The sequence below is a fragment of the Sutcliffiella cohnii genome (assembly GCF_002250055.1).
In the GTDB taxonomy this organism is placed as follows: domain Bacteria; phylum Bacillota; class Bacilli; order Bacillales; family Bacillaceae_I; genus Sutcliffiella; species Sutcliffiella cohnii.
Genome location: NZ_CP018866.1, coordinates 315,633 through 340,028, shown reverse-complemented (window position 1 = coordinate 340,028; position 24,396 = coordinate 315,633). Strand labels below are relative to the sequence as shown.

General features: G+C 35.4%; 22 protein-coding genes and 2 pseudogenes. 3 read left to right on the top strand and 21 right to left on the bottom strand.

All coding sequences use genetic code 11. The features are described 5' to 3' along the window. The 13 genes and pseudogenes from BC6307_RS01510 to BC6307_RS01455 all read right to left on the bottom strand — a co-directional run bounded on the left by BC6307_RS01510 (position 1) and on the right by BC6307_RS01455 (position 9,794). Positions 1–1,101, bottom strand: coding sequence for a sensor histidine kinase (locus BC6307_RS01510; RefSeq protein ID WP_066413853.1), 1,101 nt, complete (start codon positions 1,099–1,101; stop codon positions 1–3). Beyond that, positions 1,091–1,780 carry a response regulator transcription factor gene (locus tag BC6307_RS01505; RefSeq protein ID WP_174522359.1) on the bottom strand — a complete coding sequence of 230 codons (690 nt, stop codon included), beginning with the start codon at positions 1,778–1,780 and terminating at the stop codon, positions 1,091–1,093. Before BC6307_RS01505 ends, BC6307_RS01510 begins: the two co-directional genes overlap by 11 nt. Positions 1,781–1,801: 21 nt before the next feature. Further along, entirely contained in the window at positions 1,802–2,362 is a 561-nt protein-coding gene (locus tag BC6307_RS01500) for a peroxiredoxin family protein (RefSeq protein ID WP_066413857.1), read from the bottom strand. A 17-nt stretch (positions 2,363–2,379) separates the two neighbouring features. Further along, complete coding sequence (locus BC6307_RS01495) at positions 2,380–3,096, bottom strand: cytochrome c biogenesis CcdA family protein (protein WP_084380292.1); 717 nt, start codon at positions 3,094–3,096, stop codon at positions 2,380–2,382. Further along, positions 3,080–3,742 carry a hypothetical protein gene (locus BC6307_RS01490; protein ID WP_066413860.1) on the bottom strand — a complete coding sequence of 221 codons (663 nt, stop codon included), beginning with the start codon at positions 3,740–3,742 and terminating at the stop codon, positions 3,080–3,082. Before BC6307_RS01490 ends, BC6307_RS01495 begins: the two co-directional genes overlap by 17 nt. A 562-nt stretch (positions 3,743–4,304) precedes the next feature. Then, positions 4,305–4,823 (bottom strand): annotated as a pseudogene (locus BC6307_RS01485) (MFS transporter); the annotation flags it as partial. Positions 4,824–4,915: 92 nt separating this feature from the next. Beyond that, positions 4,916–5,650 carry a hypothetical protein gene (locus tag BC6307_RS01480; protein ID WP_157729268.1) on the bottom strand — a complete coding sequence of 245 codons (735 nt, stop codon included), beginning with the start codon at positions 5,648–5,650 and terminating at the stop codon, positions 4,916–4,918. A 279-nt stretch (positions 5,651–5,929) separates the two neighbouring features. Next, entirely contained in the window at positions 5,930–6,073 is a 144-nt protein-coding gene (locus BC6307_RS24645) for a hypothetical protein (protein WP_157076616.1), read from the bottom strand. A gap of 243 nt (positions 6,074–6,316) precedes the next feature. Then, on the bottom strand, positions 6,317–6,751 hold the full coding sequence (locus BC6307_RS01475; RefSeq protein ID WP_066413869.1) for a hypothetical protein: 435 nt from the start codon (positions 6,749–6,751) through the stop codon (positions 6,317–6,319). Between the two features lie 109 nt (positions 6,752–6,860). Next, positions 6,861–8,438 (bottom strand): IS66 family transposase, encoded by a 1,578-nt coding sequence (gene tnpC / locus BC6307_RS01470; protein ID WP_066413871.1) that lies wholly within the window; start codon positions 8,436–8,438, stop codon positions 6,861–6,863. A 67-nt stretch (positions 8,439–8,505) separates the two neighbouring features. Next, complete coding sequence (tnpB, locus tag BC6307_RS25680; protein ID WP_084380294.1) at positions 8,506–8,862, bottom strand: IS66 family insertion sequence element accessory protein TnpB; 357 nt, start codon at positions 8,860–8,862, stop codon at positions 8,506–8,508. 227 nt (positions 8,863–9,089) lie between these two features. Beyond that, complete coding sequence (gene tnpA, locus BC6307_RS25675) at positions 9,090–9,182, bottom strand: IS66 family insertion sequence element accessory protein TnpA (protein WP_425319484.1); 93 nt, start codon at positions 9,180–9,182, stop codon at positions 9,090–9,092. Between the two features lie 48 nt (positions 9,183–9,230). After that, positions 9,231–9,794 carry a TniQ family protein gene (locus tag BC6307_RS01455; RefSeq protein WP_066413875.1) on the bottom strand — a complete coding sequence of 188 codons (564 nt, stop codon included), beginning with the start codon at positions 9,792–9,794 and terminating at the stop codon, positions 9,231–9,233. A gap of 729 nt (positions 9,795–10,523) precedes the next feature. Between BC6307_RS01455 and BC6307_RS01450 the strand changes: the two genes are divergently transcribed. Further along, on the top strand, positions 10,524–11,774 hold the full coding sequence (locus BC6307_RS01450) for a hypothetical protein (RefSeq protein WP_066413882.1): 1,251 nt from the start codon (positions 10,524–10,526) through the stop codon (positions 11,772–11,774). 356 nt (positions 11,775–12,130) lie between these two features. On the opposite strand, the gene BC6307_RS01445 is transcribed toward BC6307_RS01450, so the two are convergent. From BC6307_RS01445 to BC6307_RS01415, 7 genes and pseudogenes are all read right to left on the bottom strand, one after another. Further along, the gene (locus tag BC6307_RS01445) at positions 12,131–14,749 is read right to left on the bottom strand and encodes a TrlF family AAA-like ATPase (protein WP_066413884.1); all 2,619 of its coding nucleotides are present in this window, start codon (positions 14,747–14,749) and stop codon (positions 12,131–12,133) included. Positions 14,750–15,104: 355 nt separating this feature from the next. After that, a complete protein-coding gene (locus BC6307_RS01440; RefSeq protein ID WP_066413887.1) occupies positions 15,105–16,349 on the bottom strand; it encodes an MFS transporter in 1,245 nt (414 codons plus the stop codon). A gap of 55 nt (positions 16,350–16,404) precedes the next feature. Next, positions 16,405–17,133: an MBL fold metallo-hydrolase gene (locus BC6307_RS01435; protein WP_066413890.1), complete on the bottom strand. Its 729-nt coding sequence runs from the start codon at positions 17,131–17,133 to the stop codon at positions 16,405–16,407. A 17-nt stretch (positions 17,134–17,150) separates the two neighbouring features. Next, complete coding sequence (locus BC6307_RS01430; protein WP_066413893.1) at positions 17,151–17,798, bottom strand: ArsR/SmtB family transcription factor; 648 nt, start codon at positions 17,796–17,798, stop codon at positions 17,151–17,153. A 131-nt stretch (positions 17,799–17,929) separates the two neighbouring features. Beyond that, the gene (locus BC6307_RS01425) at positions 17,930–19,048 is read right to left on the bottom strand and encodes a cysteine desulfurase family protein (protein ID WP_066413895.1); all 1,119 of its coding nucleotides are present in this window, start codon (positions 19,046–19,048) and stop codon (positions 17,930–17,932) included. Between the two features lie 581 nt (positions 19,049–19,629). Continuing rightward, positions 19,630–21,033, bottom strand: a complete 1,404-nt coding sequence (gene rlmD, locus BC6307_RS01420; RefSeq protein WP_066413897.1) for a 23S rRNA (uracil(1939)-C(5))-methyltransferase RlmD — start codon at positions 21,031–21,033, stop codon at positions 19,630–19,632. A gap of 17 nt (positions 21,034–21,050) precedes the next feature. Beyond that, positions 21,051–21,913, bottom strand: a pseudogene (locus tag BC6307_RS01415) (DNA-3-methyladenine glycosylase family protein). A gap of 174 nt (positions 21,914–22,087) precedes the next feature. Here BC6307_RS01415 and BC6307_RS01410 point away from each other — a divergent pair. Beyond that, a complete protein-coding gene (locus BC6307_RS01410) occupies positions 22,088–22,939 on the top strand; it encodes a DUF4097 family beta strand repeat-containing protein (protein WP_066413902.1) in 852 nt (283 codons plus the stop codon). A 65-nt stretch (positions 22,940–23,004) separates the two neighbouring features. After that, entirely contained in the window at positions 23,005–23,472 is a 468-nt protein-coding gene (locus BC6307_RS01405) for a hypothetical protein (RefSeq protein ID WP_066413904.1), read from the top strand. Positions 23,473–23,493: 21 nt separating this feature from the next. Here the strand turns inward: BC6307_RS01405 and pdaA are convergent, their stop codons facing one another. Then, entirely contained in the window at positions 23,494–24,312 is an 819-nt protein-coding gene (pdaA, locus tag BC6307_RS01400; protein ID WP_066413905.1) for a delta-lactam-biosynthetic de-N-acetylase, read from the bottom strand. Positions 24,313–24,396 lie beyond the last annotated feature (84 nt).

The following is a 24,396-nucleotide window of genomic DNA, read 5'->3' as shown; positions in this document are numbered from 1 at the left end:
TTATCCATAAAACGTTCTATCATTTTCAATTGGTAACATAAACCAAAAGGTATGAACATTTTGACTCGTTTTTAGGCCTACTTCTCCGTTATGAATTTTGATAATCTCTTTGACAATCGATAGTCCTAACCCAGACCCTCCTAAATTACGATTCCGTGAAAGGTCAGCTCGATAAAAACGTTCAAAAGGTTGGTTCTGATCTTCAACTGGAATAGGTAGCCCTTCATTTTTCACTTGAACTTGATAGCCTTTTTCACTCATAAAACCTATAATCTCCATCCATCCCCCCTTATCATAATTGAGGACGTTTTCAATTAAATTTGTTAAGACCTGTTTCAAGGCCTCTTTCTCAGCGTTTAACTGTTTATCTTCTACGCTAACCTTGATTTGGATCGATTGTTTCTGAAGTTCTAAGCGAAACATTTCAACTTGGCTTTCAATAAGAAGACGAATAGATAAGCACTCATAATTTACAGAGCTGCCATATTCATTTTCCCAAATATTAAGTTGTTGCAATTGTTCAACAAGACTTGTAAGCCTCATCGATTCTTCGAAAAGAGAATCGTATAGCTCTTGATTTCCACTTATTACTCCCGATCTTAATGCCTCTAAATAGCCATTGATATTGGTTAAAGGAGTTCTTAACTCATGAGCAACATCTTGAGTCATTTTCTCACGAGAATCCTCTACTTTTTTTATTTTTCTTATCATTTCATTAAAGTGCCTTGTTAATTGACCGATTTCATCAGAGTTTTTGTTATAAATAATCGCTGGATCGTTCCCTTTTGCAATCTTTTTTATCGCCTCCGTTAAAGTACTTAGTGGATATAATAACAAACGAATAAAATAAAAATGAACGACCGCAGCAATGAATATGGAGAGAATAACAGCGTAAACGAGGTAAGAATCCAATTGATTTGTAAAAGCTAACCTTTGTTCAGCTGAAAGAGAATTTTCTTTTTCAATTAAATAGCAAGCAAAATCTTTTACAGATACACCAACAATCCAAATGACCAGTCCGACAACGATACTATTTATCACCGTTAGCTTTAACATAAGGTTCATTTTTAACATTCTTTTTACGATTTGTTTAAAAGGCAACAAACTGATACCCCATGCCCCGAACTGTTTTAATACAATCTGGAGCGTCTACTTGCTCTAGTTTTTCCCTAAGATTTCGGATATGGACATCAATTGTCCGATTCGTAATATCTTTCTCAACATTTGGATAAAGTTCCTCGATCAACTGTTCTCTTGATAGAATTTGATTCGGGTGCTTCATGAACATGTATAGTAATTTGCTTTCATTATTTGTTAAAGAAAGTTTCGTTCCATTAAAATTCACTTCTCCTTTTAAAGGCTTCACTGTGATCCCTTGAAAACTAATTTTATTACAACGATTCTCTGTTCGACGCAGCACCGTTTCGACGCGAGCAACAAGTTCATTTGGACTAAATGGCTTTGTTATATAGTCATCCGCCCCCATTCTGAGTCCATTAATCCGATCTTTTTCTTCCACCTTGGCTGTAACCATGATAATCGGACTATCACTTTTCTTCTCTGTCCTAATCCATTTACAAACCTCTTCTCCACTGACTTCAGGAAGCATTAAATCAATGATCGTAAAACACGGATCGTACCGCTCAAACATGTCTATGCCTTGTTTGCCGTCTCCCGCCTCCCACACATCATAACCTTCTTTTTCAAGATAGATCTTAATTAATTGTCTTATTTTATGATCATCTTCTACAATTAAAATAGATTTGCCCTTAGTGTTCACTCCGAACCTCCACATCTCGTATTAATTAATATTGTTTATCATTGTCTCCATCATTTCATAAGACATGGGCCCAATCACTTTATTTTGAACGAACCCCTCAGTATCAATGACATAAGTTGTTGGTATAGAATAAGCTTGATACATCGCTCCGATATCACCATCGACATCTAATACAACTGGAAATGTCAATTGAAATTCCTCATACACAAAAGGCCTTACCGCATCTTTATTTCGCTCTTGAGTTGTTAAATTAACTGCCAATATTGTAACTCCATCATTCTTATGTTTCTCATAGTAGTCTTGCATATGGGGCATTTCAGCTCGACATGGCGGGCACCAAGTTGCCCATAAGTTTAGGATTACTTTTTCCCCTCTAAAGTCTGATAACTTCAATGGCTCTCCTTCTAATGTTTCTAATTCAAAGTCCGGTGCCAAATTTCCTTGGTTTAATCCTACTTCAACATCTACTACAGTCGTTTCACTGTTCAGTTCATTCCCACTTTCTCCACGTAAATCCATTAAACCCCATCCTATTAGCCCAACTAAAAGGAGGATCACAATCAAATTCTTTTGTTTTTTCATCTTTTATTTTCCTTCCCTTAACCAAAATAGGTGAAAGTTGCAAGCCAAGCACTAATCCTTTGAAATTGACCTGTAAATAGAAGCAAACCTAAACCGATTAAAATCCAACCATTAACTACACTCAATTTAGGTAAGATTGAATTAATATTCCTTACAACTTTCAATGAATAGGTCACAAGTATTGATACCATTAAAAATGGTATCCCCAATCCTAATGAGTACACTGACAATAAAATCACACCACTACTTACTGTTTCGTGCGAGGCTGCTAATAATAAAATAGAGGATAAAACAACACCTACACATGGACTCCATCCAAATGCAAAAGCCATTCCAATTAAAAAGGAAGGTCCTGCACCTGCCCTTTTAGATTGCATATGTATTCTTTTTTCCCTCATAAGGAATTTGAGTTGTAAAAGGCCTACCATTTGAAGTCCAAAGATGATAATAAGGAGTCCGCTTATTTTTTCAACAATGTTTCTATTTTCCATAAACATTTGACCTATGAAACTTGCGGATACTCCTAAAAGGACGAAGATGATACTAAATCCCAAAATAAAGCTTATTGATCTAGTAAATACTAGTTTCTTATTTACATTGACCTTATCAGAGACTGTAGAACCTGTTAACGTAGCAATGTAAGCAGGAAGTAACGGAAATACACAGGGTGATAAGAAAGAAAGCAGTCCTGCAGTAAAGGCTACTAAAATGGATAAATTATCGATTCTTCTCACCCCTTTTCCATTTCTGTACTATTAGCATAAGTAGAGCTAACAAAATAAAACCAATTTGGAGATTTGTGAACCCAAAAATAACTGGTTTTATTTGAGTCAAATAACCTAAAAAGATTTGACCTAGACTATAAATTAATAAGCTGTTGGATAATTCTTTTCCAAGATCTACTTCCTTATTCTTCGACATGACAAATAGTAGCCATCCAGCTAAAAAAATTTGACCAGAGTAGTAAAAATAATTTGTATGGAATAAATAAATAAAATAAGTTGCGCTCCCTGCAAGCCAACCACTGAAAGTAAGATTCACATACGTTACTATTCCTATGCTCTGCTTAGTAGATTGAAAGTAAATATAAATGAAGCAAATTAGAATTCCTAACAACATTCCTTTTTGACCACCATCAAAATAAAGAATCCCCAGTGGATAGGCAAAAGCATGAACCGGATTGAATAATACATAACTTAGTTTCCAAACAATAAAGCCATAAAATAACGCATTAAATACCGTATCTAATAATGGTTTCTTGTCTAAATTTAATCGACTTAAACGAATGTTCATTGCTAGATAGGCTACTACTAGTGCACCCCCAATAAAGATCCATTTGATAGGCAAACGTATCGAACCAATAATTAAAAACTCCTCCATAATGCTCCTCCTTTATCTTCAGTTATACTTTGTGAATATTAAGAAACGTTTAAGAAGTAAATAAAACAAAAAAAGTGCATTTTCATATGCACTTCCCCATGACTCTTTAGCTAAATAAAGTACGATCCATAATTAACAATATCCCCTAAAAAATTGAGAGTACAGTACCCATAATACTATAGATAATAAATATAGCTCCTACCAGGAACCAAAGATAAACAGCTGGTCATATTGGAGGCGATATTTTAGCCTTTTTACCATCTGTTGTCCGTTTATTCATTCCTCACTAGTTAGTTGAACAACTTTTTTCTTCATTCTTCATATGATGCACACTCCCTCTACTAAATAATACCCTAACAGGTACATTATTAGGGTATGTAATCAACTAGAATTACAATTGTTTCACATATTTGATGAATTAAAAAGCCGATTTCTACGTTAGGTGTTATAGCGTACTTTACGTTGAAAATAGTTTGATTCCCAATCTCCTGCCTCTAATTTTAATAGTGACTTTTAAATCACCGCTAATCGTTAGCTTATATAGGTTAATCTGAATCTATTCTCAAACATCAGACTCTTCTCTTCTTTTTCCCGTCCTTCTAGACCAAATCACCACAGGAATCAGTAATAAAGACAATCCGCCTCCAGCTATTGACAATATTGTATAACTCGTATTAGCTACAATCATTCCAGACATAGCTCCACCAGAAGCACCTGTTAATGCTATGATAACATCCACTGTCCCTTGAATCTTAGCACGTTGTGATGAAGCAGTTGAATCAACAACCTAAGCTGTCCCACTTATCAATCCAAAGTTCCACCCTACTCCTAGTAAGGAAAGAGCTATGATTAAGACAAGAATAGAATCACTTGGTGCAAAAGCTGCCAACAAACCTGCTAATAGTAACGTGACTTCAGCAGCAATAGCCATCGCAGTTCGACCAACCTTATCCACAAGTACATCTGTAACCAATGAAGGAGGATACATCGACCCAATATGATTTCCAATAACAAGACCAATTGCGCCAAGTCCATGACCATGATGAGCCATATGAATAGGTGTCATCGTCATAATAGTTACTCTATTTCAGTTTATTAAATGTCGTATTACAAGAAAGTCCGTTGACTCTGGAACTTTTCAAGAGACAACGGACCTTTCTCATAAAACTTTTATCACGTTACCTTTTCTTGCATTCTTTTTCTTAAAATGATGATTAAATAGCACAATAAACAATTAATAATTACCGGGAAGATGGCCATGTCAATTTGTGCAAATATCATTAAAATATCTATTCCATTATCAAAGAGAATATTTGAATATTCAGGAAATTCAGAAGATAATTGAAACATTTCTAAGAATAAATGCCATACTAACACTATCACCACAAATATTATTCCTATAAATTGAATTGCTCTTTCAACAATTTTCAACTCACCTTGATAACATAAAAATGCCCACGTTACCAAAAGAGTTACAATGTAGATAATATAATCATAACCTCTTAAAATTTCAGTCTCTGAAAGAAAGATCATTGCAAATAATGGAACAATGACCATCCATGCTAATGATATTCTTAAACTTTGATAAGCTTTAATAGTAAAAACCCACAACGCTGCTAGTATTAAAGCTACCCATAACCAAATGATTATTTCGTTAACAAATCCAATATTACCGAAGATAACGCTTAAAATCAGAGTAATAATGAAAAGTAGACCTAGCCTTCTAACTTCTATACTTCGATTTTTAATATCTAACCAAATAAAGGTTGAAACAGATAATGTAGCAACTGGAGTAACTAAAATCTTGAATATTTCATAATACTGAGATAAAAACAAAAATACTACAGTTAACGCAAGAAACAGACCTAAAAACACCTTTTCTGTATAGTTCACTGAATTCCCCCTCACCTTTATTAGACATGTCCTTCTAATCAATATGCCTTGTACCATTTCCTTATACCTAAATTTTTACATTATTAGTATTTAAAATAAGTCTATATCACTAAGGAGTTCACTAAATTTTGTTGATTTCTTAATGTTTTGGTCTGTTGATACTTACTGTTGAACAGTATTTAGTCGAATACGAAAGACGATTGCTTTTAAAGTAATCGTCTTTCGAGGGTTATTCTATAACCAATATATTTGCTGCGCACAGATAATATTTTATGATCTTTAAACCTAACTTAGTTAATCCTTTACATCGTCCTTGCATATTTCACTAACTAGCTGCCACAACGCGTTGGTTTCTTTATTTTTTGGTCCAAGCCTATCACAAAGCTCCTCTACTTTGTTCCTAAACTCTTCCGACACACCATCATCTTGTTCTGCCATGTGGACAACTCCTTTTTTCTGAAAAAGCGACTTTGCTTCTTGAACACTCGCTCTTCTTTAGTCAAAAAACTACTTACAATATGTATTTTATGAAACAGTTTGTTTTGGTGATATTTATTATCTCTTTTTTATTTATCCCATATACAATAGAAGCATGACTAGTTTTCTTGTAAATCCTCATGATACGGAAAGTGAAAATGACCAAATCACGTGGATTGGGTCATTTTTTGTCTTTTAAATTAATCATAAACCCACTAATCTATTATAGTTAAAAACTTTTTTTAGAAGCTCCTCCATGATTTCATCGATTAAAATTTTTAGTTCTTTCCTAAAAACTGTGTAGGGAATTCTTTGTTCTACAATAGTTTCAGAAGGATATATACCTTCTTCTAGGAGTTTCTCAACAATCGGAATTACATCATACTTAATTTGATTTAGTTTTATTTCTTTTTGTCTAAGAAAGTGTGCCTTCCTCTTTGAAGTTATTTCTTCACACAAATCCTTTGCATGTCTATAGAGAATATAAGTACTATACTTAGATAATTTTATTGCTTGAGCCATACTTAAGGGAGGAATTTGTTCTGAATCTAATATTGTTTGAAGTTCTTTTCTAACTTCCTCAGGTGAAACATTATAATAGCTGTGCTGTCTATTTTCGAGATTATCAATTGCCGACAAATGTTACTTTTATCAATCGGCTTAAAATGAATTAAATCTACAATTGACGTTTGAAAGGTAAGCGTAAAATAATCCCCACCTATTTATAGATGGGGACTTATTATATGCTTTATTTAGATTTATTTGGAACGCTGCATTCCTCTGGGAGTGTTGATGACCAGGGTAAGAATTGTGCCAGTTGGTCTTTATCTGTCGTATCCACATTAGGGAGCTCCTCAAATAGATAGCTGAGATAATTGAAAGGGTTTAATCCGTTTTCTTTAGCTGTCTCTACCACGCTATAAATGATCGCACTAGAATGTGCGCCCATCGCGGTATTACTGAAAAGCCAGTTTTTCCGGCCAATAATAAAAGGCTTGATAGACCGCTCTGCACGGTTGTTATCGATCTCCAAACGCCCATCCTCTAAGAACGCTACTAAACGTTCCCACTGGTTACGACAATATTTGATCGCTTTGCCAAGTGCACTTTTGGGCAACACTCGTGGAGTTTGTTCACGAAGCCATGCCGAAAAAGCATCTAGCACTGGCTGGCTGAGTTCTAGACGTGTATGATAACGTTCCTTCGGACTTTTGTCCTTTATATCACGTTCAATTTCAAAGAGTTTATTACAATAGGCTAAGCCTTCCTTTGCTTTTACGGCAGTCGTATCTGCCGATTCAGGCAATGCTCGCAAAGCTTCCGTGAAGTTTCGACGTGCATGCGCCCAGCACCCAACCAGCGTTACACCAGAAATACTGTTGTAGCCTGCATATCCGTCTACATTCAAATAACCGTGAAAGTCGGCTAGGAATCGTTGTGGATGCTTGCTTGCACGCGTTTGCTGGTAGTCATAAAGCACGATAGGGGTGCTTTCTCCTCCAGTACGATACAGCCAAATGTACGACGTTGATTTGGCTGGTCGATCTGGTTCAGAAAGAACTTGTAAAGTTGTTTCATCCGCATGTAAAATATCGTGCTTCATCAGATGTGCATACATCTCATCGTATAAGAGCTGAAGCCAGGTGTTAGCACCGTAAATAACCCAGTTTGCCAAGGTTTGGCGTGGAATGGAAACACCAAAGCGTTCTAGGTGTTTCTCTTGACGATACAGTGGCATGCCTTCCACATATTTTTGTGTCATGGTATAAGCCATCGCGGATGGAGAGGCCAAGCTGCCTGGAAAAACAGGTTCTGGCATCTTCGCTGTAACGATGGGTGTTTCAAGTTCATGGCGTTCACAATGGCGGCAGCTATAAACATGGCGTACGTGCTCAACGACCTTCACTTGAGCAGGAATAACCTTTAATTCTTTGCGCACTTCCGTGCTCATGTCATGTAACTCACCGCCGCAACACGAACAGACCTGTTCCTCATCGGATAGACAATATTCAATCGTCTCGGTAGGCAGGTTTTCAAGCTTTTGTTCGCGCTGACCACGCTGCTTCTTACGCTTATATGCCACTGTTTCGATAGTCGGTTCTTCAACGGTCGAATCAGCCGTATCTTCAGCTTCATTGAAAAGTGAGATCTGGTCTGGGTTGGTTTTCTCACTAGAAGAGCCAAACCTCTGTTGTTGACTAAGGCGAAATTGTTCCTCATACCATTTAAGCTTGGTCTCTAATGCCTCTTTTTCCAGCTCCAGCTTTTCATTTTGCGCTTTATAATATTCAATTGATTCTTTTGATGTATGCGCTGTATTTTCCATAAAATAAGTATACGAAAAAGAACCCGACTTGACTAGTCGGAATCCTTATTTTGCGTCATTTTTATATTTATATAACAGTGCGTGCTTTCACTTCCGAGTGAGCTTGTTTTTGTTCAAGTGGTAAACCATCTAAGAGCCACCGCAGTTGGCGTGGATTGATGGGCACAGGTGGTGAATCTTTTTCAGATGGCCAGTGAAATGTTCCACGCTCCAATCTACGGTAATGGAGCCAGAAACCATTGTGCTCCCACTGCAGGATTTTCAACTTATCGCGTTTGCGATTACAGAATACAAACAAGCAGGGGGAAAAGGGATCGAGATTGAAGCATTCTTTTACAATGACTGCTAGACCATCAATGGATTTACGAAGATCTGTACTACCGCGTGCCAGGTAGACACGTTCAAAATGGGAATTGGTTATCATTGGTTTTGTAGCACATGTACAACATCCGATAATAAAGCCATACTGGCGCCCGGACGGACTTCAACGGAAATTGAACCAAAATGAATGAACACTGGGGCATGGCCACTGCTACTTATTAAATCGTCTTTCACGTTGACAGTCAGCCACTGTGTATCAAGTCCTGTATCAGAGGGTGTATCATCCTCAAAATGTCTTATCCAATAATACATTTGATGACTTTTGATTCCTTATTCTCGACACCATTGGGCCACATTTAAACCACTTTCTTTCCATGCATCAAATCTAGCTTTCCACTCTATTCTTTTGTCTGTTTGGGTCATGGCATAACCTCCTAAATAACTTTCTAGGAAGATTATCGCATGAACTTCCTACACTGAAAATGTGGGTTCTATTTGACGCTTACTTTGAAAGTAGAATGATAGATTTAGTAACTTTTCAAAAGTTATATTACTACGATCCATCACATATTCAGAGATCATACTTACATTAAGGATTTTACCAAACTCACTTATATTTCCATCTGTATATTGATTAACGAGCATTTTTACAATTTGATTAGGGAAATTTCTAAGTGGAATGTTGTTACTCTGTTGAAGGAACTCTAAAATTTGTTTAAAGTTCGAGATACACCATGAGTCCCATTCATCTAATTCCTTGTATTCTTCGACATTCTCTTTCCCTAGCCAATTGCCACATTTACCACAATGCCCTACCTGCTGACTTGAAGAAATGAATTTGTTTTTCTTGCCACATGAGTAACATTTCTCGTCTAATGGAACAAAGTGATCAGGACAATACTTCATTAATTCTATATTCCATATGAGTGGTTCATATATTTCCTTGCCTTCTTCTTTCCAACTTTCAAAGCAGAGGGGACACCAAGCACGGTTTTTCCTTATCATATTTCTTTTAATGAATATCTTATTGTGCAATCCTGCCCCAATAGTTTAAGTGAAGAACTTCCCAATATAACAAATCTCTATACAAAAAATCATACCAGAAGATAACCAATTATTGTTCATATTTTCCATAATTGGCCGCAGTCGTTGCTGCCGCAGTATCCGTCTACTATGCAGTAAAGATTCTATACTACGATCCTAATAACAGAATAATACAGTATTAAAATTTGAGTAGAATTAACAGCTCACTTCTCCATTAGCATGTGACTCAAACCTACTTATTAATAAACATACTGGTTATAAAGCAATAGAATAAGTATCATATACAATTTAAGTGCCTCTACAACACGACTATAGTTTCCACTTAAAAAGGCTATCTGAGTAAAAAAGTACCTAGGTAACCATTTCCAGCATACAGAAGTGTAGTTGCTTTTCTTTTATCCACTTCCAAGCCTTCTTTCGTAAGAAATCTTAATCATGATGATATTCCATACAGTAATTGAGATATCTGTAAAACACCCTAAAAATTGTTGTCAAAATACCCTCTAAATCAATGTTAAGGTATAGTATATGGGCATATATAGTTAAGCTAAGAGACTCCAAATTATTAGATAAAAATTTTTAAAAACTCTCTATAGATTTGATTCATTATTTTATTTATTTTATAAATAGAGTGTAGGACATTAACATAACAATCATAACAAACAAATCATAATACAATTTATAATCAGCCTACAACACAAATTAAGGAGGTTGATGCATATGAAAGAAGGAAAACAAAGTTTTAAAGAAAGTTATAGTAGTAATTGGGTTTATACACTTAAGCAGGTTGAAGAACTAAAAAATATCTTACTATCAAAAACTACCGAAGAGGTTTTATTTTGGTCGGACGGTACATGGGCAAGTAGGAAACAAAATATATTTTGGAATGATAAGGAAGATCCTTTGTTTACATTTACAAAGAATGAAATTCAATTTATAAACCAAGATACGGTTGAAAATTCACTTTATAGTATTTGTCATTTGATCTTTGGTTTAGACCATCCTTTATCTAATCTAGATATCCATGAATACCTATTAGAAAGAAAAAACACTGATATTAAAAGTTTTCTACAACGGGATTTATTCAGGAAGAACCATCACACTTATAGTTTTGTATTCACTTATGGTCATCTTAATTTTAAATGTTCTATAGAATGGGAAAACTCTAGTCGTTCTTTGAGAGTTTTACTAGATGATGGAACAATTGGGATTGCTGATGGTATTCGTTATATCATAAATTATCTTTTCGACCTCTCAGATGAGATAAGGAATGAATATGATGCCTTTATTTTATTCTGCAGGGAGATAAGGAAGTTTGAAGAATATTATTACAATAGCAAGAACGAATGTATATCTCAAACCACTACTCCCACTGAAGTACTTATGTTGCAAAGGGAGATGACAACAGACATTATTGGTAATTACATAAAAGTGGCCGACTTACTAGACTATTTTCAATTAGATATACCTTTCCCCAAAAGCAATGATAAAGAAAAGTATATTGATTTCAATGATTTATTTGATGATTACCACGATCTCTATGGATATATGGATGTTGGAGCCATCGAGAGCCATATTTATTGGTTTGTGAATAATAATATCTTAGAACCTTTTGATATACGGAAAGAAAAATGCATATACACTAATAGTTATGAGATCTTATTAGACAAAAGTTATCTGATAGAATGGAATTACCTTGAAGAATGCTTTAGGATAAAAGAAACAGATGAGAGTTATAAATACTTTGATTCTGCTAGAACACTAATTGATTATCTTCTTTCGAATGTCTCGGACTCAGATAAAAAATTTAAGGATATTTATAATAAAAATATCGAACAATTGGCTTATAAAATTTGTGAAAACTTGGATGATAATCATGTATATAAATATTTATTGAATATGATTACAACTTATGAAGAGACTAAACTGTGGAGAAATAGCCTACTAAATGACCCCGACTTACCATTCTAGTAGCGGATATGGCATTATGTGTGCCTAGTTGCTAAATAATAATATTTGTACTAGTTTTATATATTTTAAGAGTCTCTATAATTAATGTTGTAATAGGATATTTAATCCAAGGTATTTAAAATCTGAAAGAGATTGAGCATAATTCTGCATTAACCAAACCTAAAAACTTCCCTTGCACAGCTGCAAGGGAAGTTTAATATTATGAAAAACTGTTCCCATCAAATCGATAATTTATTTCAAATATTTTATCTGTGTACCATTCACAAAATCCCACATCATCTGTAAATCTCAGAAACATATCAAATTATAGTTGAGATGAAGTTCTTTTACTTTTGAGCACTATATTAATTTGAGATCTACAAATTATATTTTGCCTTTCTCATTTTAAACGCAATATTCCCACCCTCTAATGTATTTACCACCGCTGTTTTTACATTTGGGTTATCAACTGAACCGATACAATTTTCTTTAATTGAACCATGCCTATCTACTTCTTGCATAACCACTATTAGTTCAGCGTCACCGAATACAGGTATATTGGCATTATGTGTTGCAAAAATAAATTGTCTGTTTAATTTATAATCCCTTAAGCCATCAACAAAATTATTTGCAATATAGGAATTATCCAGATTGTCTTCAGGCTGATCTATTATCAGAGGGTCATTATTATCTAACATTAATATATTTAGGATAGCAGTACATTGTTGTCCTTTCGAAAGTTTACTAAGTGATTTATAATTTTCTTGTTCATTTTCCACACTAGCAGTATTTAGTTTGACATCTATTACATCTAATAATTGAACTAATTCAAGTTCTAATTTTTTGGCAAGCGGAATGTTGGCTAAAATTTCTGCCTTTGCTCTTGTTAAGTTATACTCTTCAATTAGTTTGTCGCTCCCCTGATTCAAATGCCCTATAAAGGAAAATAAGGAAAACTCATCTTTATCTCTTATCCAAGTTAAACTTTTTGGGCCTAAACCTTCAATGTCAGATAGAACCTCTATTAATTCATCTCTATTTTTAGCAGCATGTATTTCAATCTGTACTTTACCTCTTAATTTGCCTTTATTTATTTTTTTTACTGCCTTTCTTAGAGAATCATAGGATTGATCTTGTGTTTTTTTAAGTTTCTCTATCAGTGTTCTTCTTTCGGAGATTATTTCTTCTAAATCTTCTTCTAATTTCTTTGATTCACTTTTAATTGGGTTTATTCTAGCAATTTCAGCTACTGTTTCTTTATATTCTAAGGCAATTTCTTGTCCGGTTTTTCCATTTAACCCCTCTAATGATTTAATTGAATTTCGTATTTCTCCATCTGATTCTTGTTTTATCACTTTCCATTCAGAGTTAATATCTTCTACACTTCTGGCAGACTCTTTAACAAGTTTTTCATACTCATCCTTTAACTCATTAAGTTTTAAATTAAAGCTTTTGAATACTTCATCAACCAGTTTAAATTTAGCATAATTTGGAGTTTTATCTAAAAATTCCCTAGAAAAAGGTAAATCTACTTCACTAAATGGAACATTATGTTGGACAATGACCTCTTGCGACTTTTTTAAATACTCCTCTTCTGTGGAAAGATGTTCTATTGTACTTAACTTATCTGCTATCCCTGCTTCTTTAAAAAATTTCACTTTTTCCTCAAGAATAGGTAACTTTGAGACTCTGGTAGATGTTTCATCTTTTTTCTCTATTATATCTACTAATTTAATCGCATTTTGTTTTAATTTCTTAATTATTTCTTCCTTTTCATTTAAGTTATCTGCCTGATTGGGAAGAAACCTATTTAGAATATTTAGTTTGGCTTCTTCATTTGCGACTAGTTCTATTATCTCATTTTGCCCATAAATCTCAATATGAGGCAGAATGTCCTTTACAGTTAGATTTGATACAGAGTCATCTATATTCTTTACTACTGTTGGATCTCCGTATCTTTTAATGACTTTATATTCTTGTCCATACCGGTGATATGACGTAACATGCAATTCAACTCTGCCATTATCTAAACCTAGATTTGATTTAATTAACTCACTAAAGTACTTTTTTGAATCATTACTTTTGGGTTCTAAGTCTAAAGCATATCTCACCAACTCTAACAGTGTAGATTTCCCAGTACCCCGGCCACCAATAGTTGTATTTAAATTCCTTGATAAATCAACAGACATGCCGTCAAGATATCCTCCAAATACCTCAATTTTATTTATACTGCTATGAAAGCGTTCATTTTGGTCATATGAAAGTTTAACTCTAGCAGTCGGGTCTTGAAAAGCCTCTTTAAAACAAGTAAAATTCAAATCTGACATTTTAACTAAGCAATATGCATTTTTCTCTAATAAATCCTCAGGCTTACAAATATCCTTTGCATTTATAAACGCAAAAGGAGTTTCTTTCTTGTACATTGGTTCTTTATTTTTTATTATATTTATATATCTTGGATCTACTTCATTTAAACTATAAGGTATTTGCGCTACTTTTAGTCTTTCATCTGTCCAGATATGATTCATCTGACCCATTTTTAATATTCCATTGTCACTAGTGATATGTGCTGCGTACCAAAAACCACCTAATTCTTCTTCAATTAATTTAGCAATATCTAAGCAAGATAAATAGCTAGGCATTACTCCATTTTCTACATCAGTTAAACCTAGCCTACCAAGATATCGGTTTAACTGATCAGGAGTTGTCTCCTCTGAAAATTGACACACTATATGTATTTTTTCGGCTGTTGCAATTTCAAACCCCGGAAACACCGTTATTCCATTTTCAGTTAACAAATTCCTCAACTTTTCAGCAGTTTGAACACTTCCGTGGTCTGCCAAACCAACTACTTTAATTTCTTCTGATAAGCAATTATTTAGGACTGATTGATTATACTCTTCTTCGCTAATTTCGTGCTCTTCACCTCTATAAGCAACATAACTATAAGGATTAACCTGTAATGCACACTTGTAAAACTCAGCAAAATTCTTCAATTTAGTAACCTCCTTCTACATTTTTTTACACCTACAATTTCCATTATATATCAAAAAAAATTGTATTTTTCGTACTCAAAGTATGTAAATGAAGAAATATTTAATTTTAGGAATAAATTAAAGGCAGCAGAGTTTATAATAACCCCACTGCCTTTTTAGGTGTTTATAAAATTGATAGTAAAGTTGAGAATGTATAAAATACATTCATTACAACCTTTCTAGCCACTCTTTATCAAGCACTACTTCAACTCTCTGCTTTACCACTATTTGTGGTACGGTTCAGCACACACGTTTTGGTAAGTACCTAAACTAAAAAGCCAATCCTCAAAAGAATAGGCAGTATATGATAAAATTTTCAATTGTGTTCTGTTCTAACTTTTAGCGTTTCATTCATACGTGTACTAGATAGTAGTCCTGCAATGAAAGGCAGTAATGCCACTAATCCAATTGCCCATGTTACACCCATTAAATCTGCTATTATACCAGCAAGTAATGCACCAAAAGCGTATCCACTATCCCTCCAAAATCTATATACTCCCATGGAAGATGCACGCCAATTAGGAGCAGCAACATCACCAATCGCTGCTTGTAAAGTTGGATAAACCATCGCAGTACCTAAACCTAATAAAATTGCTCCAATAACCCATAAGAAGAAACTGTTAACAATTAGAATAAACCAAAGTGCTATGGCTTGTGTCCACATGCCATAGGTAATTAGTTTTTTTCTTCCGATCTTATCACTTAGTACTCCAGTAAATAATTGAAAGAATCCCCAAGCAGCGGGATACAGCGCAACAATTGTTCCTATTTGGCTGACACTTAAACCAACAGTAGTAAAATAGATTGGGAAGAGCCCCCACGCCATTCCGTCTTTTAGGTTTGTAGATAAACCAGAGAAACTAATCGTGGAAAGATTTTTGTCTTTCCATGTTGTTAAGTTAAAGACCTCTTTCGATGAGATATCTTTATTGGCTTCAGTGATTGTTGAATTATTTTGAATTTGAACTTTCAAATGCTGCCCTGTGTCTTTCACAATCAACGTTAGTAATATCCCAACAATGACAATTCCAATTCCGATATAAAATGGGTCTGGTCTTAATGAAGAAGACGAAGCCACATAGCCTGAAACTGCTGCTAACAATGCCACACCAGAATAACCTGCAAATTCATTTAATCCTACTGCAGTTCCTCTTTGGTTAGCCTTAGAGAGATCTATTTTCATATTGACAGTCATAGACCATGTTAAACCTTGATTAATACCTAAGAGTATATTTGCAAAGACGATAACCCACCAAGCATGAGCAAAAATTATTAAAATAGGTACAAATAAACCAATTATCCAACCTATTAATAGCACTCTTTTTCGACTAAATCTATCTGCTATTTGCCCTGCAAAATAATTTACAATCGCTTTGGAAAAGCCAAAACTAATAATAAACGATAATGCAGCACTTGTAGAGGCTAAACCAAACTGTTCTTCGCCTAAGATTGGCAGAACTGTTCGTTCTATTCCAACCATCGATCCGACAAATAGATTTGTTACTACTAACAATAGAAATTGAAAAAGATTTTCCCTTATACCAATTTTAGGTTGATTCATCCCTTTCACCTCCAATTTAAGAAAGCCTGAAATAATATCAGGCTTCCCTTCACTCTTATTTTCCTTGATTTGTTTTTCTCATTTTCGTAAAGTTCTCAGGTTGTGGTGGAACCTCTTTGGTCATAAAATCTACAAACTCTGCTTTTTCACCTTTTTGTAAGGCAAGATTAAATCGTCTTTCAAAACCTATTGTTGAAGAAGGCTTTCCACTCAATCCACGACCACATACTGACCCAGAAAATGCCCCCGGATATACTTCAATATGGTCTTCTAATTCCATGATTTTTTGTAAACTGTTATACAGGTTATTTGCTCCTTCCTCTATAGATGAGGCTAACTCTGTACGTCCAGCATCTCCAACCATCAACGTATGGCCTGTAAGAACAAACCATGGTTCTTCTCCACGTCTTGTGTCAGTTACAACAATAGAAATGTGTTCAGGCGTATGACCGGGTGTATGCAAGAATGTTAACTTTGTATTCCCAGCCATTAATTCCTCTCCATCTTCTACAGGTGTAAAATCATATGTGGTGTCTGCAGAACTATGAAGGACATACTTCGCACCTGTTTTATCTGCTAATTTTCTAGCACCTGATACATGGTCTGCATGTAAGTGTGTATCAATTACATAAACAATATTCAATCCTAAGTCTTTTGCTTCTTTAATGTAAAAATCCACCTCTTCTTCTAATGGATCAACAACAACTCCTTGAGAAAGGCTTCCACAACCAAATAAATAAGATGCCGCAACTGGATTCATGTGTAAATATTGACGAAATAACATAACTAAAACCTCCTATTTTAATGTTGTAATTGTTTCCATTCATTTATCCCTGATTCAAGCAATGAAGCATTGTATCCTTTTGAACGTAAAAACTCTACTGCTTCCGTGGCGTAAACACAATATGGTCCACGACAATATGCAACAACTTCTTTGTCTTTTGGCAATAAATCAAGTTGTTCTTCTATTTCAGAAATTGGGATTGAGATTGCACTTGGAAGGTGGTCGTTCAAATATTCATCACTTGGTCTGACATCAATTAGAGTAATAGAACCCTCTTCCACCTTTTTTATTAATTCACCAATCTGAATAGTATCTAACTCATTATTCTTTAAAATAAAGTCGTTCCTTACATAGTTAATCTCAGCAATTCGGTCTTCTGCAGTACTTCTTAAAGCCAAGACTAAGTTCAATACTTTGTTACAGGCTAATTGATAAATAACATAATTTTTCTCTTTAGCGAACGAAACTAACTTTGCATCAAGTAAGGTCTGTAAGTGCTTTGAAGTGTTCGCTATACTCATCTTTGTTTCAAGTGCCAATAATTCAACCGATTTAGGACCCTGAGTTAACAAATCTAACAATTCAATTCTTTTAGGACTAGATAAAGTTTTACCTATACGAGCAAATTCCCCATATATAAAGTCTTTAAATTCTCTAGAATTCAAAGTGTTCTCACCTCCCTCAGAATTTAATTCAACTATTCAACTGATTAGTTGAATAATAACACAATTTTTTTAGGTTGTAAATATAAAAATAAGCATGCCCATAGAATATCCATTAGACATGCTTTTTATTATTAAAGTATTTTCTTTAATCGAGTTATTACTAAATCGATTTCAGTTTTTGTCGTCTTCCTACCTAAACTAAATCTAACTGCCCCCATTCCAATATATTCTGGTACTTTCATTTCTTTTAAAACAGGTGATAACTCAATATTTCCAGAATGACATGCAGATCCAGTAGAAGCGGCGAGTTCAGGAATTTTCTCCAATATTTCTTGGCCTACTTTATTAATAAAACTTACATTCAAAGTATTAGGTAGCCTTTCTATAGGATCACCATTTAAGACAATTTGTTCATCGAATTCCTCTTTTAATCTATTCCAAAAATAACTAGTCAGGCTTTTTAAATCATCTGTAATTAGTTGTATTTTAGATAACTCACATGCTTTACCTAGTCCAATGGCAAGCAATGTATTTTCAGTCCCTGCCCTTAATCCAAACTCATGCCCAGCCCCATGTATTAGTGGCTCAAGTTCGATTCCATTTTTTATATATAGTGCTCCGATGCCTTTTGGGGCATAAATTTTGTGTCCAGCAATCGTCAGCAAATCAACATTTAATTCTTCAATATCTATTGGAACCTTACCTACAGATTGAGAAGCATCTGTATGAAAAGCAATTTTATACCTGTCAGCAATTTCTCCAATCTCTTTAATGGGTTGTAAAGTCCCCACTTCATTGTTGGAGTGCATAATTGTAATTAGAATTGTGTCTTCCCTAATAGCCTTTTCAATTTCTTCTAGTGAAACTTTTCCATATTGATCAACACCTACATATGTTACTTCTGCTCCTAATTGCTCTAGGAATTTACAAGGATTCAATATAGCAGGGTGTTCTATTTTAGAAGTAATGATATGGTTACCTCTACATTTGTTTTTGTAGTAATAACCTTTTAAAGCAAAATTGTTAGATTCACTACCACCACTAGTAAAAATAATTTCTTTAGGTGAACAAGAAATTAAATTTGCAACTTGTTCTCTTGCCTTATTCAGTAATTCTTTAACTGGTTTATCAGACCAATGTAATGCAGATGGGTTTCCATAGTAATCCTCTAATAAAGGTTTCATCGCATTTATCACTTCAGGTGCTACTGGGGTACTGGCATTGTAATCAAGATATATTTTTTTATCCACCTAATTCACTTCCTTTATAAATTAAAATTTTGTCTATTTGCTTTTTATTTTTATAAATATTCATTATTCTTTTATTTAAGTATAATAAAAGAAAGCATAGTAATCTTGTACCATGCTTTCTTTTTCTTAACTATCATTATAATAAGGTTATATTTTTTCAAGCCACACATCATTTATGACTATTTCTACTCTCTGTTTTACCACTATTTGTGATACGGTTCCCCTTGTATAAAATAAAAGTTATATTAGTGGTTTTACAGTAGTAAAGATAAAAGTACCCTTTAGAGGAGAATATTACGTATTATAAGCGGTTAATATAGACTTCCATACCAATACTCTTAATCATGTTCAAAAGTAATTCTAGAGCCGTTTAAAGACTTATTACTAATGGAATTAAATTCTTAAATAATGCAAAAAAGACAGGTTATTCACCTGTCTTATCTTTTACGATAATAGTATTTAGTAATTTGTGTGTTTAAAGATGGTACCGGTGGTCGGGGTCGAACCTACACTCCAGAAGGAACACGATTTTGAGTCGTACCGCGTCTCCCATTCCCACCACACTCTTCTATTAAAAAAAATTATTTTAAAATTAACTCAGCAACCGATTCCACATGCGCCGTATGCGGAAACATATCCACCGGCTGCAAGTTCTCCACTTTATAATCTTTAGACAAGAACTGTATATCCTTCGCCAACGTAGACGGATTACAAGAAACATAAACTACTTTCTTCGGCTTCACCTGTAAAATAGTTTGAAGCAGTTTGTCATCACACCCCGTACGCGGTGGATCTACTACCACTACATCTGGTTTCCATCCTTCTTTTACCCATTTTGGCATCCATTTTTCTGCTTTGCCTGCGACGTAGGTCATGTTTGTGTAGCCGTGGCGTTTTGCGTTCTTTTTGGCGTCTTCGATTGATTCTGGGATGACGTCCATGCCGCGGACTTCTTTGGCGTCACGAGCTAGCCAGAGTCCGATTGTTCCGACTCCGCAGTAGGCATCGACTATTTTTTCTTCACCAGTAAGGGCGGCTGCTTTTTTTACTTCGTCGTAAAGCTTTACTGTTTGGACAGGGTTGAGCTGGAAGAAGGCACGTGCACTAAGTTCGAATGATATGTCGCCTAGTGTTTCTTGGATGACTTCTTCTCCACTTAAATGAATCGTTTCCTCGCCGAAAATGAGCGACGTTTTTTGACCGTTTATGTTTTGTAAAATGCTTTTTACTTTCGGTAATCGCTTTTTAATTTCTTCTACGATGAGCGTTTTACGTGGTATGTCCGCCTGTGAAGTAATGAGCACCACTTGAATTTCACCAGATTGGAAGCCAACTCTCGTCATAATCGTGCGGACAATTCCTTTTCGTTTCCGTTCGTTATATACGGACACATTAAAATCTTGGAGGATTTGCTTGACCGTGTTCGTTACTTCGGTCGTATCTCGATGTTGAATTAAACATTCCGAGATATTTATTAGTCGATGCGAACTCTCTCCATATAGGCCAGCAATGATTTTTTCTTTATCTTTACCTACTTGGAATTGACTTTTGTTACGGTAGTACCAAGGGTCTTCCATGCCAATCGTTTTTTCGATCTTCAGTTTATTAACGTTTAGTTTCGTATGGCGCTCTAACGCTTGAATTAGAATATCGCGTTTATGGTCTAATTGTGCGCGATAGTCCATATGCTGGAGCTGGCAGCCGCCGCATAATTCGTAAACGGGACAAGGTGGTGCAATGCGGTGCGGTGATTTTTTTCGTATTTTTTTCACTTTCGCTTCGGCAAAATTACGTTGAATGTTCGTTGCCTCTGCTACTACTTCTTCACCTGGAAGTGCTCCTTTTACGAACACGACTGACTTTTTGAAGTAGCCTACTCCTTCCCCGTTAATGCCGAGGCGTTTTATCGTAATTGGAAAGGTTTGTCCTACTTCCAATTGAACGTTTGATTGAACTTGTTTTTGTTGTTGCTTTTGCTGTTTCATATGTTCCTCCGAAATCTTTATTCAATGCTGCGCCATAAGTAGAGAGATGCATAGCTTAAGTATGGCTCCCATTCTTTTGACCATTTTTCCATTTCTTCTTTGGACGGCTTTGCTGGAAGATTGAATAATTTTTTTAATGCATTTTGTATACCGATATCAGCTATCGGAAAAAGATTTGGTCGCCCAAGTGCAAACAATAACACATTTTGCACAGTCCACGGCCCGATTCCTCTTACTTTTATTAGTTCTTTTAAAATTTCTTCATCTGTTTGATGTTCGATATTCTCTACATTTAGTTTTCCTTCCGCAATCAATCTTGATGTATCGATTACATATTCCGCTTTTCTTCTACTAAATTGCAGAGAAGTTAACGCTTCATAATCTAACTCGGCAATTGTTTCTGGAAGCGGGTAAAACCATACTCCGTCTCGTTGAAAGCCAAACTGTTGCACAAATCGCTCTGTTAACGTATGGGCAAATTTTAAATTTAACTGTTGGTGAATGATACATTTCATGATACAACCGTACATATTGAATTCTAAAACAATCGGAGTTCCTTCATGCTCTTTGAATATTGGAGCTAGATTCGTTTGCAAAAAATGCTGCTGAACCGTGTTAACGAGCGATCCCAATGGAAAATCCTTGCGATACGTTCCTTTATGGTTGAAGACATTTCTTTTTCACTACTCACTTCAAAAGCTGGATGTTCAGTAGTCCCAACCGCTCTAACCGTCACAACTACCGGCTCGCCTCTATCATACATCGGCACACGAATTATTCTCGCTTCCTTATCGACCGCATGTAACGGGTCCATCGAAAGCCGATCTAACACTCGATTAAATTCGTAAGGTCCTTCTATTTTTACTTCATAACTGTACATAGAAAATTCCCCTATTCTCCTTTACGTCTTCCCCCATTATAACGATTACCGTTCCCTCCTGACAAATATACGTTACGCCTCAAGTCTTATAAAAAATAATACTGAAGAGTATAGGATTAGGAAACGTTTTACCATACACTAGAAATAGATAATACGAATGGAGTTGGGGTCACAATGAAATATTTAGGAATGGGGTTATTTTTACTCATTGCCCTTTTTACTATTTACAATTTAATTATTAATGCAAGTTGGTCTTTTGGGAATAGCAAATCGGATGAGGTTGCCGTAACGGATTCCATCAATACGATTACGATAGAGGGTTCAAGCTCCAGTATCGAAGTTGTCACAGAAGACCGAAGTAGTGTCAAAGCAAAACTTGAAGGTAAAGGTGACGTGCTTGTTGAGAAGAAAGGAAAAACAATTGCTGTGGAATACAAACCGCCAACGTTTCGGTTTTTCTCTTTTGGTCGCCAAAAGATAACAGTTTATATTCCAGAGTCGTTTAATAAAACGATGGAGTTTGATATCGGTTCAGGGAATGTGAACTTTGAAGGAAGTGCAAGTAACCCAATTGTTTTAGAAGAGTTACAATTAGATATTCGTTCTGGAAATGCCAAGCTCGAGCATATTCAAGCAAAAATGTTGGAAAGCGATGTTTCTTCCGGAAACGTAACGATTCGCAATGTAACAGTAGAAGACGGAAGCTTTGACGTTCGTTCAGGAAACACGACGATTCGAAATATAGTGGGGTCCTTTGATGCAAATGTATCGTCTGGAAATTTACAAGTATCTGTGGATGAGCTTACTGGTGATGTCAAAATGCAAGTAAGTTCCGGTAGAGCAACTCTTCAATTACCGAAAGATGCAGACTTTACGCTGAACGGTTCGATTAGTAGTGGCCATATTAATACAGGTTTCCCTTTTGATCAAATAGATGAGGACCGTCGCTCTGTGGAAGCTTCTCACGGTAATGGAACACATTCGATTGAACTGAAGGTTTCGAGTGGAAGCATTAAAGTTCATTGATAGAAAACTTGTAACTTTTTCCTGCCCACCTACGTCCAATGAAAAAAAGAGAGGTGGGCATTTTTATGAAAAAATTAGTAGTCCTTATCGTTTTTCTTATACTCGTTGGATGTTCGTCTGGGATTTCTCCTGTTGATGAAAGTATTGATGAAGTTGATTCACCTAAATACCCAGGTAGTGTGATTGTAAATGAAGTGACATATCCGATGGAACCCGGGGGCTATAGGTGGGAGAGAAAAACTTTGAGCGGTACAGAAGTCGTTATGACAGATGCAGCGTCTCCCAACCAAATTGCAGAAAGCATGGAACCTATTCAAGTGAAAAAAGGAGAAACGGTTTCTTTTCAATTTGAAAAGGAAGAGGCAAATTTAACCGTATATCTTTGGTCAGAGACGGAGAGGTTAAATGAAGTAGAGCTAACGGATAATACTTTTCATATCCCTGATGAAACTGGGTACTATATTTATGAAGTAGTGGCACAGTGGAAAAATGGTGAAGTTTCGTATACATTTACTTGCGAAGTAAAGGACTGACGTGTTTGTCAGTCCTCACTGTTAATTTTGAATTAGCATTAACGGATCAGGTATTGTTGTGGGTTCATTTAACTCGTCTAGGCTTTTAAATTCATACCCTTCTTTTCGAAGATCATCAATGACTTTACCTAATGCTTCGGCGTTATCTTTAGAAACCGTATGGAGTAAAATAATCGCTCCAGGATGGATTTGCTTCATAATATTGTCATACGCGTACTTCCATCCTTTTTGTTGATCCGTTTTCCAATCAACAAAAGCTAGCGACCAAAAAATGTGTTGATATCCTTCGTCTTTAGCGATTGCCATCGTACGTTCACTAAAAATGCCTCTTGGTGGTCGAACGTAACGCATTTCTTTAATTCCAGTAATTTTTTCATACTCATCTTTTACCATTTGTAACTCTTTTTTCACCCGAACGTCATTCGCTGTCGTTAAATCAGGGTGATGCCATGAGTGATTGCCAACAATATGCCCTTCTCTCGCCATACGACGAACTAATTCTGGTTGGTCTTTTAAATAATAACCTGTTACAAAAAACGTTGCCGGTACTTTCTTTTCCTTTAACACATCAAGCACTTGCGACGTATACCCATTTTCATAACCGTTATCAAACGTTAAATAAATCTCTTTCTTCGATGTATCCCCTAAATATTTCGCACCATATTTCTTCAAAAGTTCATTATATTGTTTCCCAGCATCAGGCGGCTCGTGATTTTGACTTCGTTTGAACCCCCAATGAATGGACGTATTCGAATAAGCTGTTGCAGCAGTAATATTAGGAAGAAAAGTTGATAAAAACAAACAGCTGATCAAAAGGAAACCTAACATCCCTTTCCGCATGTTCATTCCTCCTTTACATTTATTTTATCTACCTCTAGTTTCCGTTACCAATGTTTCATAAATACTCTGCAGTGTTTTCCATTT

What these genes read in the sequence shown, in the direction of transcription:
- BC6307_RS01500 (WP_066413857.1), bottom strand. Translation starts at nt 2,362, where the DNA reads ATGAAAAAACAAAAGAATTTGATTGTGATCCTCCTTTTAGTTGGGCTA.
- BC6307_RS01490 (WP_066413860.1), bottom strand. Translation starts at nt 3,742, where the DNA reads ATGGAGGAGTTTTTAATTATTGGTTCGATACGTTTGCCTATCAAATGG.
- BC6307_RS24645 (WP_157076616.1), bottom strand. Translation starts at nt 6,073, where the DNA reads ATGGCAGAACAAGATGATGGTGTGTCGGAAGAGTTTAGGAACAAAGTA.
- tnpC (WP_066413871.1), bottom strand. Translation starts at nt 8,438, where the DNA reads ATGGAAAATACAGCGCATACATCAAAAGAATCAATTGAATATTATAAA.
- tnpB (WP_084380294.1), bottom strand. Translation starts at nt 8,862, where the DNA reads ATGATAACCAATTCCCATTTTGAACGTGTCTACCTGGCACGCGGTAGT.
- tnpA (WP_425319484.1), bottom strand. Translation starts at nt 9,182, where the DNA reads ATGACCCAAACAGACAAAAGAATAGAGTGGAAAGCTAGATTTGATGCA.
- BC6307_RS01450 (WP_066413882.1), top strand. Translation starts at nt 10,524, where the DNA reads ATGAAAGAAGGAAAACAAAGTTTTAAAGAAAGTTATAGTAGTAATTGG.
- BC6307_RS01440 (WP_066413887.1), bottom strand. Translation starts at nt 16,349, where the DNA reads ATGAATCAACCTAAAATTGGTATAAGGGAAAATCTTTTTCAATTTCTA.
- BC6307_RS01435 (WP_066413890.1), bottom strand. Translation starts at nt 17,133, where the DNA reads ATGTTATTTCGTCAATATTTACACATGAATCCAGTTGCGGCATCTTAT.
- rlmD (WP_066413897.1), bottom strand. Translation starts at nt 21,033, where the DNA reads ATGAAACAGCAAAAGCAACAACAAAAACAAGTTCAATCAAACGTTCAA.
- BC6307_RS01410 (WP_066413902.1), top strand. Translation starts at nt 22,088, where the DNA reads ATGAAATATTTAGGAATGGGGTTATTTTTACTCATTGCCCTTTTTACT.
- BC6307_RS01405 (WP_066413904.1), top strand. Translation starts at nt 23,005, where the DNA reads ATGAAAAAATTAGTAGTCCTTATCGTTTTTCTTATACTCGTTGGATGT.
- pdaA (WP_066413905.1), bottom strand. Translation starts at nt 24,312, where the DNA reads ATGCGGAAAGGGATGTTAGGTTTCCTTTTGATCAGCTGTTTGTTTTTA.